We start from the raw sequence: 15,075 nt of genomic DNA, 5'->3' as shown, positions 1-15,075 counted from the left end.
CGGGGTTGCGGCAGTGGGTTGAGGCTGCGCGGCGAGGTTGTGGTCTGTTGGCTGGGGCGGTCACGGTGACGCTGATCGGCGTAGCTGCTCTGGGCGGGCGGCGGCGCGAGGTCGGGGTTGCGGCAGTGGGTTGAGGCTGCGCGGCGAGGTTGTGCCCTGGACCTGGGGGCAATCACGGTGACGATGCTGTTCGGGCTCGGCAACGCGGCGACGTTGCGGCAACTGTTGGGCTCTCAGCGGCGGTGGCGGGCCGGTCGTTGAAGGCTGCCGAAGCCCGAGAACGGACCGGCGGATCGCCGCGGCCGGTGGCACGCGAGGACATGACTCGCGTCGGTCGAAGAGTTGGCCCTGTCGTCGGCTGGCAGGTGTAGTAAGCGCTACGAGTTCCCAGAGCTGCGTCGCGACCTGCGGGCTATGCCACCGAGCGGCGTGGAGCCGTGGGGTGGAGCGACGCCTGCAGGGCCTTGGCGCGCGGGCGTTCGCTGGTTTGTTCTGTGGAGAACGACAGGTCCACCGCGCGTTCGGCAGCCGCCATCGCCTCCGTGTGGCGGCCCGCGGTGTCCAGGGTGCGGGCCAGGACCTCCGCGCCGATCACGCGGCTGCGGACGTCTTCCGCTGGGACCGCCGCGGCTCGTTGGGCCCAGTCCAGGGCCTGTTCGCAGCGGCCCGCGGCCAGCAGGGCCGACGCGTAGGTGGCCAGCGCTTGTTGGCGCGAGAACAGCAGCGACGGGGCGCCGCTGGCCGACGCGATCGGGGCCAGCAGGCCGATCGCCGTGGTCGTGTCGCCGGCTCTCGTGCGGGCAGCGGACAGGAGGACCCGTGGGCCTACCTGGGCCGGGGCCAGCGGGTTGTGTGGCTCTACCGCGGTCATCACGGCGCGGGCGTCTGCTTCCGCCGCGTCGTTGTCGCCGCGGTCCAGCGCCACGAAACCTCGTAGCGTGCCGGCCATTCCCATCAGCAGGGGGTGGCCGATGCGGTGGGCGTAGGAGACCGCGTCTGTCAGCAGGTCCGTGGCGTGTTGGGGCTCGCCGAGGCCGCGGGCGACCACGCCGCGGACCACCAGGGAGAAGCCGCGGCCCCAGTCGTCCGACGCCGCCGCGAAGTCGCGGTAGGCGCGGCGGGCCTCGCGGTCGGCTTCCGCCAGGTCGCCCAGCTCCGCCGCGGCGAACGCCTCGACCGCGCGGAGGGTGCCGACCGCCCAGGCCTCGCCTACGCGCTCGCCGAACGGTAGGAAGATCCGCGCCAGGCGGCGCGCCTCCGAGAGGCGCCCGGCCAGCAGGCGCGCGTAAGCCGTCGTGCCGCGTAGCCATGCCCGGCCGACCGGGTCGCCCAGCTGGGCGAACAGGCGGGCCGCTCGGGCCAGGACCGCGTCGGCGCCGGCGAAGTCGCCGCGGGTCGTCGTCACCCACGCCAGGTTCTGCAGGGACCATGCCTGGCCGCGTTCGTCGCCCGCGGTCACGTTGACCTGGTAGGCGGCGGCGAAGCGGCTGCTTGCCTGCGCCAGCTTGCCCTGGAGGAAATCCGCCATGCCGAGGCGGCGCATCGCCTCCGCGCGTGGGCCCGGGAGGTTGGCTTCCGTCGCCACCTGGAGCGCGTCGCGCCACATCACCTGGGCCCGGGCGAAATCGCCGAGCGAACGGTGGGCGCGGCCGGCCAGCAGGAGGGCGCCCGCGCGGGCGCTGGGCTCGGCCGAGTTGGCCGCGATCTTTTCCGCGTACGCGAGCGCGTCGGCGACCCGGCCCGTCTGCTGCAACGCCCGTGCGTGGACCAGGCGGTCTGCGGTCGGGAGGGCGTCGCCGGCCAGGGCCGCTTCGCGTTCCGCGTATTCGACCGCCGTGGTGGGCTCACCGGCCGCGGCCGCGCGGCGGGCCGAGCGGCTCAGGGCCGCGATGCCCAGCGGCACCACGTTGCGGGCCGCGGCGTCCGGGCGCAGGCCGACGCTGTCGGCGAGCGCGACCGCGCGCTCCGAATGGTGGGCGATGAACTCGTCGCGGTCGCCGTCGGACCAGCCGCCGGGGTCGGCGGTCGCGCCGTCGACCGCGCGCCGGCCGACCACCACGAGCTCGGACGAGCTCGTCGGCGCTGCCCACTGGGCCAGGAACGCGTGCCGCTCCGCCAGGTCGGCCTTGCCGATGCCCGAATAGGCCGCCTCGTGCATCAGCGGCGTGCTGAACGCGTAGCCGCCGCGGGTGCGTTGCAGCATGCGGCGCTGCAGCAGCTCGTCGACCGCGCGTTCCAGCTCGACCGCGACCACCGCGGCCGGGCGGCCGGCCCGGCCCGCGTAGTGCTCGCGCAGCGCCTCGAGGGTGCCGCGGGGGACCTGGTCGCCGATCACCGCCGCGTCGCGGAGCACCCCGCGGGCGTCGCCCGGCAGGGCGTCGATGCGGGCGGCGAGCACCGCCGCCAGGTCGCGGGAGAGCAGGCGGGTGGTCAACGAGCCCGGCGCCAGCCGCCAGCGCTTCTCGACCGCCTCGCCATCCACGCTGACCTTGGTCAGCGCGCCGCGCTCGATCAGCAGTGTGACGAGCTCGGCCAGGTAGAACGGGTTGCCTTGCGCCGTGGCCAGCAGGCCGTCGGTGTCGGGCTGCGGCAGCTTGCCGCCGCCCAGGTAGGACGAGAGCAGCCGGGAGGCGTCGGCGCCGCGCAGCGGTGGCAGGTTGACGACCTCGGCGTCGGCCAGGCGGGTCAGGGCACCGGCGGTGCGCACGAGCTCCGGGCGGCCGAGCAGCAGCACCAGGACCGGGCCCGACAGCCGCGAGAGCATCACGCCGAGGGCCTCGATGGTCTCCGGTGTGGCGTCGTGCAGGTCGTCGACGACCATGAGCAGCGGCGTCTCGGCGGCCAGGCCGCTCAACAGCGCGGCGACCGCGCCGGGGAGGGCCGTGGCGTCGGCGCCCGGGGCGTCACCCGACCATTCGCCCGGCACGGGCGGCACCGCGGTCGGCAGCTCGCCGTAGCCCATGAGCGACAGCAGGAGGTCCGACGCGACCGGTGGCGCGTCGGGGAGGCGGGCGAGGCGGGTGGTCAGCCGGCGGAGGCGCTCCTCGGCCACCGCCCGGGTGGGCGGCGTGCCGTTGTCGGCGGGTGCGCCGATCGCGGCCCGGACGAGGTCGGCCAGCGGGGCCAGGCGGCGGCGCTCGCCGAACGCGGCGCAGCGCACCGAGAGCACCCGGGCGCCCGTGCGGGTGGCGAACCGGCCGGCGCCGACGTCGTAGCCCGCGGCCAGCCGCTCGGCCTCGCCCGCGAACCGGGTCTTGCCGATGCCGGCCTCGGCGGTCATCAGCATGACCGTCGGCTGGCTCTGGTCGACGACCTCGGCCAGCCGGCCGGCGATGCGACCCAGCTCGGCCTCGCGGCCGACGAACGGAGCCTCGTCGCCGAGGCCCGATCTGGTGCCGGGGGCGTCGTGCAGGCCGAGCAACTCGTAGGCCTCGACGGGGTCACGCTTGCCCTTGAGCCGCAGCGGGCGCAGCTGCCGCCAGGAGGCGACGCGGCGGGTCCCGGCGAACGTGCTGGCGCCCGCGTAGACCGCGCCGACCGCGGCGGCGTCGGCCAGGCGGGCGGCGGTGTTGACCGTGTCGCCGATGACCGTGTATTCGATCGCGGCCTGGATGCCCGCGACCACGTCGCCGGTGTTGAGCCCGACCCGCAGGCCGAGCGGGGCGCCACCGCCGCGCTCGTCGTCGAGGACCCGGCGGACCGCGCGCTGCATCGACAGCGCGGCCCGGACGGCGCGCTCGGCATCGTCCTCGTGTGCCACCGGGGCACCGAAGACCGCCATGATCCCGTCGCCGGTGAGCTTGTCGACGTGGCCGCCGAAGGTCTTCACCGCGCCGGCGAGTGCGGCCAGCACGCGGTCGGTGACCGCGCCGACCCGCTCGGGGTCGACGTTCTCGGACCACGAGGTGAAATCAGACAGATCGCCAAAGAGGACGGTAACCACCCGCCGCTCGGCAGCGGGAAGGCTGGCGGCCGCCGGCAGGGCGGCCCCACAGTTGTGGCAGAAACGGGCGCCGGGTATGGCGACCGTGCCGCACACAGGACACGTCACGGTCCATCCAACCGTTGTGACCCCCGTCGCGATTCCCCGGATGGCACACCGAGATATGCGAGTTGGGCGCGGACCGACCACTCGGCGGCCGGCCAGAGCGTGCGGTCGACGTCGGCGTAGACGGTGGCGACGACCTCTTCGGCCGTTTTGGCGCCATTTGCGACGGCCTCGCGCACCTGCTCGAGGCGCGCCCGCCGATGCGCCAGGTAGAAGCGGGCCGCGACGGCGCAGTCGGCCAGCGCCGGACCGTGGCCGGGCAGGGCCAGGTGCTCGGGGTAGGCCATCAGAAGCTCCAGGCTGGCGAGGTAGTCGCCGAGGTCCCCGTCGGGGTGGGCGACGACCGTGGTGCCTCGGCCGAGGATGGTGTCGCCGGTCAGGACCGCCCGCTCGCCTCCCGCCGAAACGACGAAACAGACCGAGTCGGCCGTGTGGCCCGGGGTGGGCAGAGCGGAGATGGCCAGACCGGCGAGCTCGCGCCGGCCGAGGTCGCGGACCACGGTCGCGCCGGTCAGCTCGGCGAACCGGTCGAGGCCCTCGACGTGGTCGTGGTGGCCGTGGGTGGCCAGCACCGTGCCGATCGGGCCGTGCGCGGCGACGGCGCGCAGGTGCTCCTCGTCGAGCGGGCCCGGGTCGACGACCACGGCGGGCGCGCCGGCCTCGGCGCGGAGGACCCAGGTGTTGGTGCCGTCGAGCGTCATCGGGCCGGGGTTGGGCGCGAGGACGAGCGTGGCCCACTCCGGCAGGCCTTCCGCCAGGGCCGCCGCCGGAGTGGTCACGTGGGCCGTCATGGGTGCGATCGTACGACTGGAGTGCGACAGATTTTCTGGTCGCCCAGGTCAGGCGGTTGCGACCTCGACGATGGCTTCGACCTCGACCGGGGCGTCCAGCGGCAGCTCAGCGACGCCGACGGCGCTGCGGGCGTGCCGGCCGGCCTCGCCGAACACCTCGCCGAAGAGCTCCGACGCGCCGTTGACGACGGTGGGCTGGCCCGTGAAGCCGGGGGTGGAGGCCACGAAGCCGACCACCTTGACGACCTTGACGACGTATTCGAGGCCGACCAGCGCGTCGATCGCGGCCAGCACGTTGAGGCCGCACTGGCGGGCCAGCTCGCGGGCCTGCTCGGCGGTGACCTCCGCGCCGACCTTGCCCTTGGCGAGCAGTTCGCCGCCGGCGATCGGGAGCTGGCCGGAGACGTAGACGTAGACACCCGACTGGACCGCCGGCACGTACGCGGCGACCGGCGGGACCACCTCGGGCAGGGTCAGGCCGAGCTCGGTGAGGCGCTCGTGCGGAGTCGTCACGACTTCGGCCGCTTCATGTAGGCGACCAGCTGCTCCGGATTCGGGCCCGGGATGACGGAGACCAGCTCCCAGCCGTCCTCACCCCAGTTGTCCAGAATCTGCTTGGTCGCGTGGACCAGCAGAGGCACGGTCGCGTACTCCCATTTCTGCATGCGGCTGAGGTTACCGGTGCCGATCAGTGTGGCCAGAGGTCGGCTACCCTGCTCGGCGACGGCTTGACCGGACAAAGCCTGGGGAGACGATGACCGTGCCGCCCGACCGCGAGGAGAGCCGCCCGGCCGAGGCTCCCGAGCCCGGTGACGAGGGCTCCGAGCGGCCGACGGTGCCGCCGCCGCCCCCGCCGCAGGCCACGCCGGCGCCACCCCCACCAGACCCTGCCCCGGCGCCCGCGATCGCCCCAGCGACGCCCTCGCCGCCCCCAGCGGCACCTCCGCCGAGCGACCCGGCACCGGCGCCGCAGGAGCCTGAGGCCGACCGGACGCAGGAGATAACAAGCGCCCCACCGGCCCCGCCGCCGCTTGCGCCCCGGCCGATCAGCGCGCCTCCCGCGAGCCCGGCACCGGCCACCGCGCCACCCCTCTGGACCCCGCCGGCCTGGAACCCGGGACAACCACCACCACGCGCCCAGGCCCCCGCGATGCCACCGGGCACCGAGGACCTGACCGCGACCGCGCCTCACCCGGCCCCGCTGGAGACCCCGCCACCACCGAACGCCGCACCGCCGTGGACCCCGGTCCCCCCGCTGCCCGGCCCCGGCCAGCAGGATTCCTCCGCACCCTGGCCCGCCCCGCCGCGCGTATCCACCAAAAAGATCGTGCTCTTGATCGTGCTCGCCGCGGTCGTGCTCTGTGGCGGTGGCGGCCTGGCCGCGTTCCTGGTCACGCGGGACACCGAGACCGGCGAAGGCGCCGCCGAACCCGTGGCCGCCGTCGAGAGCTTCCTCGACGCGATCTACGTCGACCAGAACGCGGGCGCCGCCGCCGCCCTGGTCTGCCGCGACGCGCGCGACCAACGCACAATCCAGGACAAAGTCGACGAGGTCCAGCGGTACGCGCGGACCTACCCCAACCCCCGCTACCGCTGGGACCCGCCCAAGGTCGAGCAGCAGGACGCCGACAAGGCCGTCGTCTCGACCCGGCTGACCGTGTTGACCGCCGACGACCGCAGCGCCGAGCAGCAGCTCCGCTTCACCCTCGTCCATCAGACCGGCTGGTGGGTCTGCGACGTGGGCTGACCGCGCCCCCTAGTCTGGGAGCGTGACGACTGCGACGGGCCGACGTGCCGATCTCTGGCCGGCGCGGCTGCACGTCGTGACCGGCAAGGGCGGCACCGGCAAGACGACCGTGGCCGCCGCGCTCGCCCTCGCGCTGGCCGCCGGCGGGCGCCGGACCTTGCTGGTCGAGGTCGAGGGTCGGCAGGGCGTCGCCCAGCTCTTCGGCACCCCACCGCTGCCTTACGAGGAGCGGCGGATCACCGCCGCGGCCGGCGGTGGCGAGGTGCGCGTGCTGGCCATCGACGCCGAGGAAGCGCTGCTCGAATACCTCGAGATGTTCTACCGGCTGGGTGCCGCCGGCCGGGCGCTGCGCCGGCTGGGCGCGATCGACTTCGCCACGACCATCGCGCCGGGCCTGCGGGACGTGCTGCTCACGGGCAAGGTCAAGGAGGCGACCACCAGGACCTCCAACGGCCATCGGGTGTACGACGCCGTCGTGCTCGACGCACCTCCGACCGGCCGCATCGGCCGGTTCCTCAACGTGACCGCCGAGACCGCCAAGCTGGCCAAGGTCGGGCCGATCAAGACGCAGAGTGACGGCGTCCAGGCCCTGCTCCGGTCGCCGATGACCGCTGTGCACGTGGTCACGCTGCTCGAGGAGATGCCGGTCCAGGAGACGGTCGATGCGATCGAGGAGCTCAACCGGCTGCGCATCCCGGTCGGGCACGTGATCGTCAACGAGGCGCAGGAGCCGCTGGCCTCGGTCGGCAAGGTCACCCAGGCCGAGCTGCGGCGCGGGTTGACCGCCGCCGGGCTGCCGACCGACAAGGCGACGGTCACCGGCCTGTACACCGAGGTCCGCGACCACCAGACCCGCCAGGAGCTCGAGGACTCCCTCCGCGCCGACCTCTCCGAGCTCGGCCGGCCGGTGCTGGAGCTGCCGTTGCTGAGCGGCGGAGTGGACCGGACCGGCCTCGACCTTCTCGCCGCCGCTCTGCTGGCTGCCCCGACCCCATAAACTCGGGCATGTGTCATCGGATCAGCACCTGCCGCGGCTGGACGTCGACCGGATCCTGAGTGATCCGGGCGTCCGCATCGTGGTCTGTTGTGGTTCGGGTGGGGTTGGCAAGACCACGACGGCCGCGGCGCTCGCGCTGCGGGCCGCCGAGCAGCACGGCCGGCGCACCGTCGTGCTCACCATCGACCCCGCCCGCCGCCTCGCCCAGTCGCTCGGCCTGACCGAGCTCGACAACACCCCGCGCCCGGTCAAGGGCGTCGGCGAGGGCAGTGAGGGCTCGCTGCACGCGATGATGCTCGACATGAAGCGGACCTTCGACGAGGTCGTGCTGGCGCACACCGACCCGGCGAAGGCCGCGGAGATCTTCGCGAACCCCTTTTATCAGGCGATGAGCTCGACCTTCTCCGGCACGCAGGAGTACATGGCGATGGAGAAGCTCGGCCACCTGCACGCGCAGGGCGACTGGGACCTGATCGTCGTGGACACCCCGCCGTCCCGCTCGGCGCTGGACTTCCTGGACGCGCCGGCCCGGCTGGGCCGTTTTCTGGACGGCAAGATGCTGCGCCTGCTGCTGGCACCGGCGCGGGCCGGCGGACGCAGCGTCTTCGGGCTGGTCACCGCGTCCTTCGGGGTCTTCTCCAAGGTCGTACAGAAGGTGCTCGGAGCGCAGCTTTTGACTGATTTGTCAGGCTTTGTCGCTGCACTCGACTCCATGTTCGGCGGCTTCCGGCAGCGGGCCGAGCAGACCTTCGAGATCCTGCAGGCCGACGAGACCGCGTTCCTGGTCGTGGCGACCCCGGAGCCCGACGCGATCCGCGAGGCGTCCTACTTCGCCCGCCGGCTCGGCGAGGAGCGCATGCCGCTGGCCGGGCTCGTGGTCAACCGGGTGCACGCCGTCAAGGCGCCGGGGTTGACGGAGGAGGCCAGCCTGGCCGGCGCGGCCGGCCTGGACGAGTCGGGTGAGCAGGCGCCGACCGCCGACGCGCTGCGCATCCACGCCGCCCTGGCGGCCCTGGCCGAGCGGGAGCGGGTCGTGACCGCGGGCTTCGAGGCGGAGTTCCCGCACGTGCCGACGGTGGCCGTAACGGCACAGCCCGCCGATGTCCACGACATCGACGGGCTGCGGACGATCGGCTCGGCGATCAGCCGGCCATGACTGGCGACTTGTCCTTGTTCCGCAGCGCGGCTTCGAACATCTTGCGCCAACTCGCCACCTGCGGATGGCGGCGCAGCAGAGCCCGCCGCTCGCGCTCGGTCATGCCACCCCAGACGCCGAACTCGATGCGGTTGTCCAGCGCGTCGGCCAAACACTCGTATCGCACCGGGCAGCTCCGGCAGATTCGCTTCGCGACGTTCTGCTCGGCACCCTGTACGAAAAGCGCGTCCGGGTCCCCGTTCTGGCATGCCGCCAATGTCGGCCAGTCTGTGATCATGCCCATCAGTCCACGTCCCCCCTTGCAGTCCGCTGCCGGACCCCCCACACCAGTCGGACTCCCGACCTCGAGTCGGCAGGTGTTGCCCCCGGTCACCCACCGCTCCGTGTCCCCCGGGAGACGGCGGGTGGCGCGCGATACTCGCCGGACCATCATGCTCCGTAGTCGTCTGATTACGCAACGTTGTCAGATAAATACATCACAACTGGGACACTCTTCGCCTACCCCATAAGAGGCCGGCGAAGATGCCGCGTACGCGGAAAATCTTGGTTGGATTCGGTCAAAAGCCAACACGAACCACAGCAGTCCGGCAGAATCGTCGATGCCGATACGCATCGGCTGCCGGAGCGTGCGCATAACACATCAACGACGCCGCCTCCCGAAAGACGTGCTTCGTGGCGCGTCCGGTTTCGCGTTGTCCGCCCTGCCGCGCCGTATCGTGCCCTTACCGCCACCTACGCGGGACGCGAGATTGTTGTGCATTCCCGTACCCTGGCGAGGTGAGTGAGCGGAGTGGGCAAGCTGGGAAGCCCCGCAAAAAGAGCTGGATGCGGCGACGTGATCACAACATCTTCGCCAACGCCGCGTCGCTGATCATCTGTGGCGTGCTCGCCGGTGTCGTGGTCGCGGCCGCGGCGTTCCCGGCCGTCGCCATGTCGGGCCTGGCCGCGAAGGCCGGTGTCGAGACCTTCGACAAGCTGCCCACGGAGCTGACCCTCAAGCGTCCGCCGCAGATCAGCTACATCTACGCGCGCAACGGCAGGACGCCGCTGGCCACGATGTACGACGAGAACCGGCGCGACGTCCCGCTCAAGGACGTCTCCAAGACGATGCAGCAGGCGATGATCGCCGCCGAGGACCACGACTTCTACAAGCACAACGGCGTCGACATCAAGGGCATCGGTCGCGCGTTCGTCGCCAACAACCAGGCCGGCGAGACGACGCAGGGCGCCTCGACGCTGACGATGCAGTACGTCCGGCTCGCCATCGCCTACTCGGCGACCGACCCGCAGGACGTGGTCGCCGCCACCGAGGACACGCCGCAGCGCAAGATCCGGGAGATGCGCTACGCGCTCCAGATCGACAAGGAGCTCGGCAAGGACGAGATCCTCGAGCGCTACCTCAACACGGCGCCGTTCGGCAACGGTGCCTACGGCATCTACGCCGCGGCCCAGGTCTACTTCTCGAAGCTGCCCAAGGACCTCACGGTCGACGAGGCCGCGATGCTGGCCGGCATGGTCAAGGCGCCGACGATGTTCGACCCGACCACCGACACCGGTTACCCGCAGGCGGTGGCCCGGCGCGACTACGTCATCGACAACATGTTCGAGATCGGCGCGATCACCGCCGAGCAGCGCGACGAGGCCAAGAAGGTCAAGCTGACCGTCAAGGGCAAGCGCGCGCCGAACGGCTGCGTCGCCACCACCAAGAACAGCTGGGGCTTCTTCTGCGACTTCTTCTACCGCTGGTGGATGGACCAGGAGGCGTTCGGAGCCACGACGTACGACCGTGAGCGGCGGCTCAAGAGCGGCGGCTACAAGATCGTCACGTCGCTCGACCCGGGCGTGCAGGACGCGGCCAAGAAGAACGTCGAGCAGTACTACAAGACGAGCAAGGCGCACCCCAACGCGCTGATGGTCGCCGCGATCGAGCCGGGCACCGGCTACGTCCGCGCGCTCGCGGTCAACCGCAACTACAAACTGGACTCGACCGACAGGCCGACGAACGGCCTCTCCACCGACCCCAAGAAGAAGAAGCGCAAGGTCCGGGGCACCTACCCCAACACGACCAATCCGCTGCTCAGCGGCGGCGGCGACATCACCGGCTACCAGGCCGGCTCCACGTTCAAGATCTTCACGCTGGTCGCGGCCCTGGAGAAGGGCTATCCGCTCAGCTACACGATCAACGCCAAGGAGCAGTACCAGTCGAAGTACATCGTGGAGTTCAACGGGCCAAGCGCGTGCCGCGGCACCAACAAATACTGCCCGCAGAACGCCAGCAAGAGCATGACCGGCGTGCACACCATGTGGGGTGGCTTCGGCCGCTCGGTCAACACGTACTTCATCCCGCTCGAGGAGCGCGCGGGCGCGGCCAACGTCGTCGACGCGGCCAAGCGCATGGGCATCAAGTTCCGGTCCAAGAGCGACGCGCGCTTCGCCAACAACAAGGACTACGCCGACGGGTGGGGCGCCTTCACGCTGGGCGTCTCGGCCACCACGCCGCTCGACCTCGCCAACGCGTACGCGACGCTGGCCGCGGACGGCACGTTCTGCGAGCCCAACCCCGTCCAGGAGATCGTCGCGCCGGATGGCGCGAAGCTCGACGTCGCCGACTCGCGGTGCCGCAAGGCGGTTGACGTCCAGGTCGCGCGCGCGGCGGTCGACGCGGCCCGGTGCCCGCTCGGCGACCACTCCTCGACGTCCCGCTGCACCGGTGGCACCGCGCCCGGCGTCCGCGGCATCGTCGGCTACCCGGTGGCCGGCAAGTCCGGCACCACCGACGGTGAGAAGACCGCGTCGCTGGTGACGATGACCAAGCAGCTCTCGGTCGCCGGCATCCTGGCCGACCCGGACTATGCCGACACACCGCACGACATGGAGCACGACATCGTCAACCCGGCGGTCTACGAGACCCTGCGCGACGGGATGAAGGCGATGAAGGCCCCGAAGAAGGAGTTCACGGCGCCGGGCACCGGCAAGATGATCAACGGTGACCAGCGTTCGATCCCGAACGTCGAGTGCGCCTCGGTCGACGCCGCCCGGTCCCGGATCAGCGCGGCCGGCTTCGAGGTCGAGGTCGACAACCAGCCGATCGACTCCCGCTGCCCGGCGGGCTCCGCCGCCGGCACCTCGCCGGACGGGCGCACGATCAAGGGCGGCGTGGTGGTCATCCAGGTCAGCAACGGCAAGGGTGGCGGGACCGATCCCGGTGGCACCGGCCCCGGACCCGGCAACGGCAATGGCAACGGGCCGGGCCGAGGTAATGGCGGCCGCCCAGGAGGCTGACGAATCAGCAGGTCAACGGGCTCGCCGGCGATTGTCCGGCGGGCCCGTTGCCAGCTGCGCAACCGGCGGTGAAACGGCTCACGCGGTATCCGGATCGCCGGGTTCGTCCCGATGCCTACGGCAACGGTCCAGATACAGTCGGTAGGCTGCTGAAGATTGTTCGTCTCGCCACAGCGACCCGGACAACCGCGACCCCTGCCCAGAAAGTTGCCGTGCGACTGGATCACGAACGCCTCGTCCGCGCCGTGACGACGCGGACCTCCCGGGCATCCTCTGCTGAAGAAGCCTGCCAGGTAGCTGTCAACACGCTCAGTGCCGAGACGGGCGCGATGGCGGCTGCGCTGCTGCCCGTGCGAGATCATCTCCGGTGCGTCGCGGCCGCCGGTTCCTGGCAGGTCTTCACCGCCGTGCAGCCCGGGCGCGGGGTGTCCGGCCGGGCGTTCCGCACCGGGCAGACCCAGACCGTCACCGCGGTCCGCGAGGACCCCGACTACATCCCGGTGGGGATCGCCGACGTGGCCCTCGAGGTCTGCGTGCCGCTCGTCGACGTCGACGGCCGGCCGATCGGCGTGCTCGACGTCGAGTGGCGGGAACCCCGCGACGTCGCTGCCGCCCGGGCCTGTGTCGAGGAGGTCGCGGCCTGCCTGGGCGACCGGATCAGCCGGCTGGGCGGCCCGCCGGCCGAGAACAGCAGCGAGAAGCTGCTCCGGCACGCGGGCGCGCTGACGGCGGCGGCCACCGAGTGGGAGCTGATGGCGGCGGCCAACGACGCCGCCCGCGACATCTCCAGCCTGCGCGCCGCCGTGCTGGTGGTCAGTGAGGGCCAGCGGATCCGGGTCGGCATGCCCACGGTGCTGCCCGACGAGTTCGAGGCGAACCTCCGCGACGTGATGGCCGGGCTGCCCGAGTCGGCGTTGCTCGAGTTGGTCACGCTGGCGCACAAGCACGGTTCGGCGTACACCCTCGGCGAGACCGGCCACACCGTGCCGCCGGTTTACCGGCCCCTGCTCGACGCGGGCGTGGCCACGCTGATCACGGTGCCGGTCGGCCCGGCGGACGCCGGCGGGGTGATGCTGATCGCCGACGAACGCATGCTCGAGCCGGACTCCGCCACGGTCAACCTGATGGAGCTGCTGGCCGCACAGGCCTGGGCCTGCCTGGACCGCCTGCGCTCGCTGGCCATGCTGCGCGAGCTGGCCATGTCGGACCCGTTGACCGGGCTGCGGCATCAGGGCCCGTTCGGGGAGCGGATCCGCAACGCGGTGCCCGGCCGCACGGCTCTGCTCGCGATCGACATCGACCGGTTCAAGGTCATCAACGACACGTACGGCCATCAGGAGGGCGACGCGGTCCTGGTCTCACTGGCCCGCGCGCTGCAGCACGCGCTGCGCCGGGTCGACGAACTGTTCCGCCTGGGCGGCGACGAGTTCGTCGCGGTCCTGGACGTGCGCCACCCGAGCGAGGCGATGACGATCGCGGAGCGGCTGACCGACGCCGCACGGGCGATCGGGCGGACCGTCAGCATCGGTGTGGCCCTGGTCGACGACGACGAGCCGCCGGAGCGCGCGCTGCGCAGGGCGGACGCGGCCATGTACGCGGTGAAGCGGGACGGCCGGGACGGCGCCCGCCTGGCACCCGCGGGGGCCACGGCCGCCGGCTGACCGCGCTACGGCGCGCCGAAGATGGCGGCCGGCTCGCCGAAGTACCAGACGTTCTCGATCCGGACCCGGCTCATCAGCCAGCGCGCGCCGTCGCGCACGAGAGCCACGTCGTAGCGGTTCTTCAGCAGGGCGTACGTGTCGCGGTCGGCGGTGAGCACGTGCTGGGCCTCGACCAACGCCGTCAGGTCGGCGGTGTCGCCGGCGACGTCGATGCGTGGGTTGGTGACCTGGTGGGTGGTGACGACCCGGCCGGCGAAGCCCGCGAGGATCGTGTCGACGATCCGGTCCCGCCCGACCATCAGCGGCGGCTGCCCACCCCAGCGGGCGGCGGCGGGCCGGAAGTCGAGCTCGGCGTCGGCGCTGAACGCCGAGGCGAACAGCTCGCGGTCGGCCAGGTCCTGACCGAGCCCGAACCGGTAGAGCGCATCGACGATCTCCAGCTGGTCGGCCGGCGGGACCGCGAGCGCGTGTGTTCTCGTGACGTACATACCGCCAGTCTTCGCCTGCCGCCGCTGGCCGATCAACGGCGAAGCGTGCAACGGTTGTGCAGCCACACTTCACGATCGGCCAGGTCCCGCCCATGCTCGAACGGCACGAGCTCGACGCGTTCCTCACGCTCGCCGAGGAGCTGCACTTCGGGCGCACGGCTCAGCGCCTGGGTGTCTCGACGACCCGGGTCAGCCAGACGATCCGCAAGCTGGAGCGCCGGGTCGGCGTGCCACTGTTCGACCGGACGAGCCGGCGGGTGACGCTCACGGCGGTGGGCCGGCAGCTCGAGGCGGACCTGCGACCGGCGTGGGCGCAGATCGCGGCCGGGGTCCACCGCGCGGTCGCGGCGGGCCGGGGCATGACGGGCACGCTGCGGGTCGGCTTCGTCGGCGCGGCCGGGGGCCAGCTTCTGCTCCAGGTCGCCTCGCTGTTCCGGTCGCGACACCCGGACTGCGCGGTGGAGATCCGCGAGGCGCAACTGGGCGAGGCGGACGGGTGGTTGCGCGACGGGGTGGTCGACGCCTTGCTGACGTCGTACCCGATCGCCGCGGTGCCGGGCGGTGTGCTGATCAGTGAGGCCCGCATGCTCGCCGTGCCGGCCAACCATCCGCTGGCGACCCGCGACCGGATCGCTCTGGCGGACGTCGGGCCGCCGATGGCCGCTCCGGCGACGTTCCAGGAGCTGCTGACGCGGGTCGGCGACGGCGAGGGCGTGTATCCGGTGGGCGCGCACGTGCGCCGCTACTACGCCCGACCGGACGTGGCCTACGTCCCGATCGTCGACGCGCCACCGGTCCGGTGGGGCCTCGCGTGGACCAAGGACGGCGGCAACGCCCGGGTGCTGGCCTTCAACGCCGCGGCGCTGGAGCTTGTCGCAGGCTCGAAGTAGATCCATACTTCCTTG

At 72.2% G+C, this 15,075-nt stretch carries 12 protein-coding genes; 6 read left to right on the top strand and 6 right to left on the bottom strand.

Annotated elements, in window-relative coordinates:
- Window positions 1-412: 412 nt before the first annotated feature.
- From AB0H87_RS05650 to AB0H87_RS05635, 4 genes are read right to left on the bottom strand one after another with little or no spacing between them, the layout of a single operon-like run.
- Window positions 413-4,051, bottom strand: coding sequence for an adenylate/guanylate cyclase domain-containing protein (locus AB0H87_RS05650; protein WP_360140159.1), 3,639 nt, complete (start codon window positions 4,049-4,051; stop codon window positions 413-415).
- Window positions 4,048-4,839, bottom strand: a complete 792-nt coding sequence (locus AB0H87_RS05645; protein WP_360140156.1) for an MBL fold metallo-hydrolase — start codon at window positions 4,837-4,839, stop codon at window positions 4,048-4,050. Before AB0H87_RS05645 ends, AB0H87_RS05650 begins: the two co-directional genes overlap by 4 nt.
- A 48-nt stretch (window positions 4,840-4,887) precedes the next feature.
- Window positions 4,888-5,352, bottom strand: a complete 465-nt coding sequence (locus tag AB0H87_RS05640) for a RidA family protein (RefSeq protein WP_360140153.1) — start codon at window positions 5,350-5,352, stop codon at window positions 4,888-4,890.
- Window positions 5,349-5,504 (bottom strand): DUF4177 domain-containing protein, encoded by a 156-nt coding sequence (locus tag AB0H87_RS05635; RefSeq protein WP_203704381.1) that lies wholly within the window; start codon window positions 5,502-5,504, stop codon window positions 5,349-5,351. Before AB0H87_RS05635 ends, AB0H87_RS05640 begins: the two co-directional genes overlap by 4 nt.
- Window positions 5,505-5,989: 485 nt before the next feature.
- Between AB0H87_RS05635 and AB0H87_RS05630 the strand changes: the two genes are divergently transcribed.
- Genes AB0H87_RS05630 through AB0H87_RS05620 form a run of 3 tightly spaced genes read left to right on the top strand, consistent with a single transcriptional unit; the run spans window position 5,990 to window position 8,739 of the window.
- Window positions 5,990-6,586, top strand: coding sequence for a hypothetical protein (locus tag AB0H87_RS05630; protein WP_360140149.1), 597 nt, complete (start codon window positions 5,990-5,992; stop codon window positions 6,584-6,586).
- A gap of 22 nt (window positions 6,587-6,608) precedes the next feature.
- Window positions 6,609-7,583 carry an ArsA-related P-loop ATPase gene (locus AB0H87_RS05625; RefSeq protein WP_360140146.1) on the top strand — a complete coding sequence of 325 codons (975 nt, stop codon included), beginning with the start codon at window positions 6,609-6,611 and terminating at the stop codon, window positions 7,581-7,583.
- Window positions 7,584-7,593: 10 nt separating this feature from the next.
- On the top strand, window positions 7,594-8,739 hold the full coding sequence (locus AB0H87_RS05620; RefSeq protein WP_360140143.1) for an ArsA-related P-loop ATPase: 1,146 nt from the start codon (window positions 7,594-7,596) through the stop codon (window positions 8,737-8,739).
- Here AB0H87_RS05620 and AB0H87_RS05615 read toward each other — a convergent pair.
- Window positions 8,726-9,022 carry a WhiB family transcriptional regulator gene (locus tag AB0H87_RS05615; protein WP_203704386.1) on the bottom strand — a complete coding sequence of 99 codons (297 nt, stop codon included), beginning with the start codon at window positions 9,020-9,022 and terminating at the stop codon, window positions 8,726-8,728. The genes AB0H87_RS05620 and AB0H87_RS05615 overlap by 14 nt on opposite strands.
- A 542-nt stretch (window positions 9,023-9,564) precedes the next feature.
- On the opposite strand from AB0H87_RS05615, the gene AB0H87_RS05610 reads away from it, so the two are divergent.
- A complete protein-coding gene (locus tag AB0H87_RS05610) occupies window positions 9,565-12,021 on the top strand; it encodes a transglycosylase domain-containing protein (protein ID WP_360140139.1) in 2,457 nt (818 codons plus the stop codon).
- A 218-nt stretch (window positions 12,022-12,239) separates the two neighbouring features.
- Entirely contained in the window at window positions 12,240-13,682 is a 1,443-nt protein-coding gene (locus AB0H87_RS05605; RefSeq protein ID WP_360140189.1) for a diguanylate cyclase, read from the top strand.
- A gap of 5 nt (window positions 13,683-13,687) precedes the next feature.
- On the opposite strand, the gene AB0H87_RS05600 is transcribed toward AB0H87_RS05605, so the two are convergent.
- Window positions 13,688-14,170, bottom strand: a complete 483-nt coding sequence (locus AB0H87_RS05600) for a nuclear transport factor 2 family protein (RefSeq protein WP_360140136.1) — start codon at window positions 14,168-14,170, stop codon at window positions 13,688-13,690.
- A 92-nt stretch (window positions 14,171-14,262) separates the two neighbouring features.
- On the opposite strand from AB0H87_RS05600, the gene AB0H87_RS05595 reads away from it, so the two are divergent.
- The gene (locus tag AB0H87_RS05595) at window positions 14,263-15,060 is read left to right on the top strand and encodes a LysR family transcriptional regulator (RefSeq protein WP_360140133.1); all 798 of its coding nucleotides are present in this window, start codon (window positions 14,263-14,265) and stop codon (window positions 15,058-15,060) included.
- Window positions 15,061-15,075: the final 15 nt, after the last annotated feature.

Source organism: Asanoa sp. NPDC050611, assembly GCF_040654855.1.
Classification (GTDB): domain Bacteria; phylum Actinomycetota; class Actinomycetes; order Mycobacteriales; family Micromonosporaceae; genus Asanoa.
The sequence above is the reverse complement of the archived record's forward strand: the minus strand, read 5'-3'. Positions and strand labels throughout refer to the sequence as shown.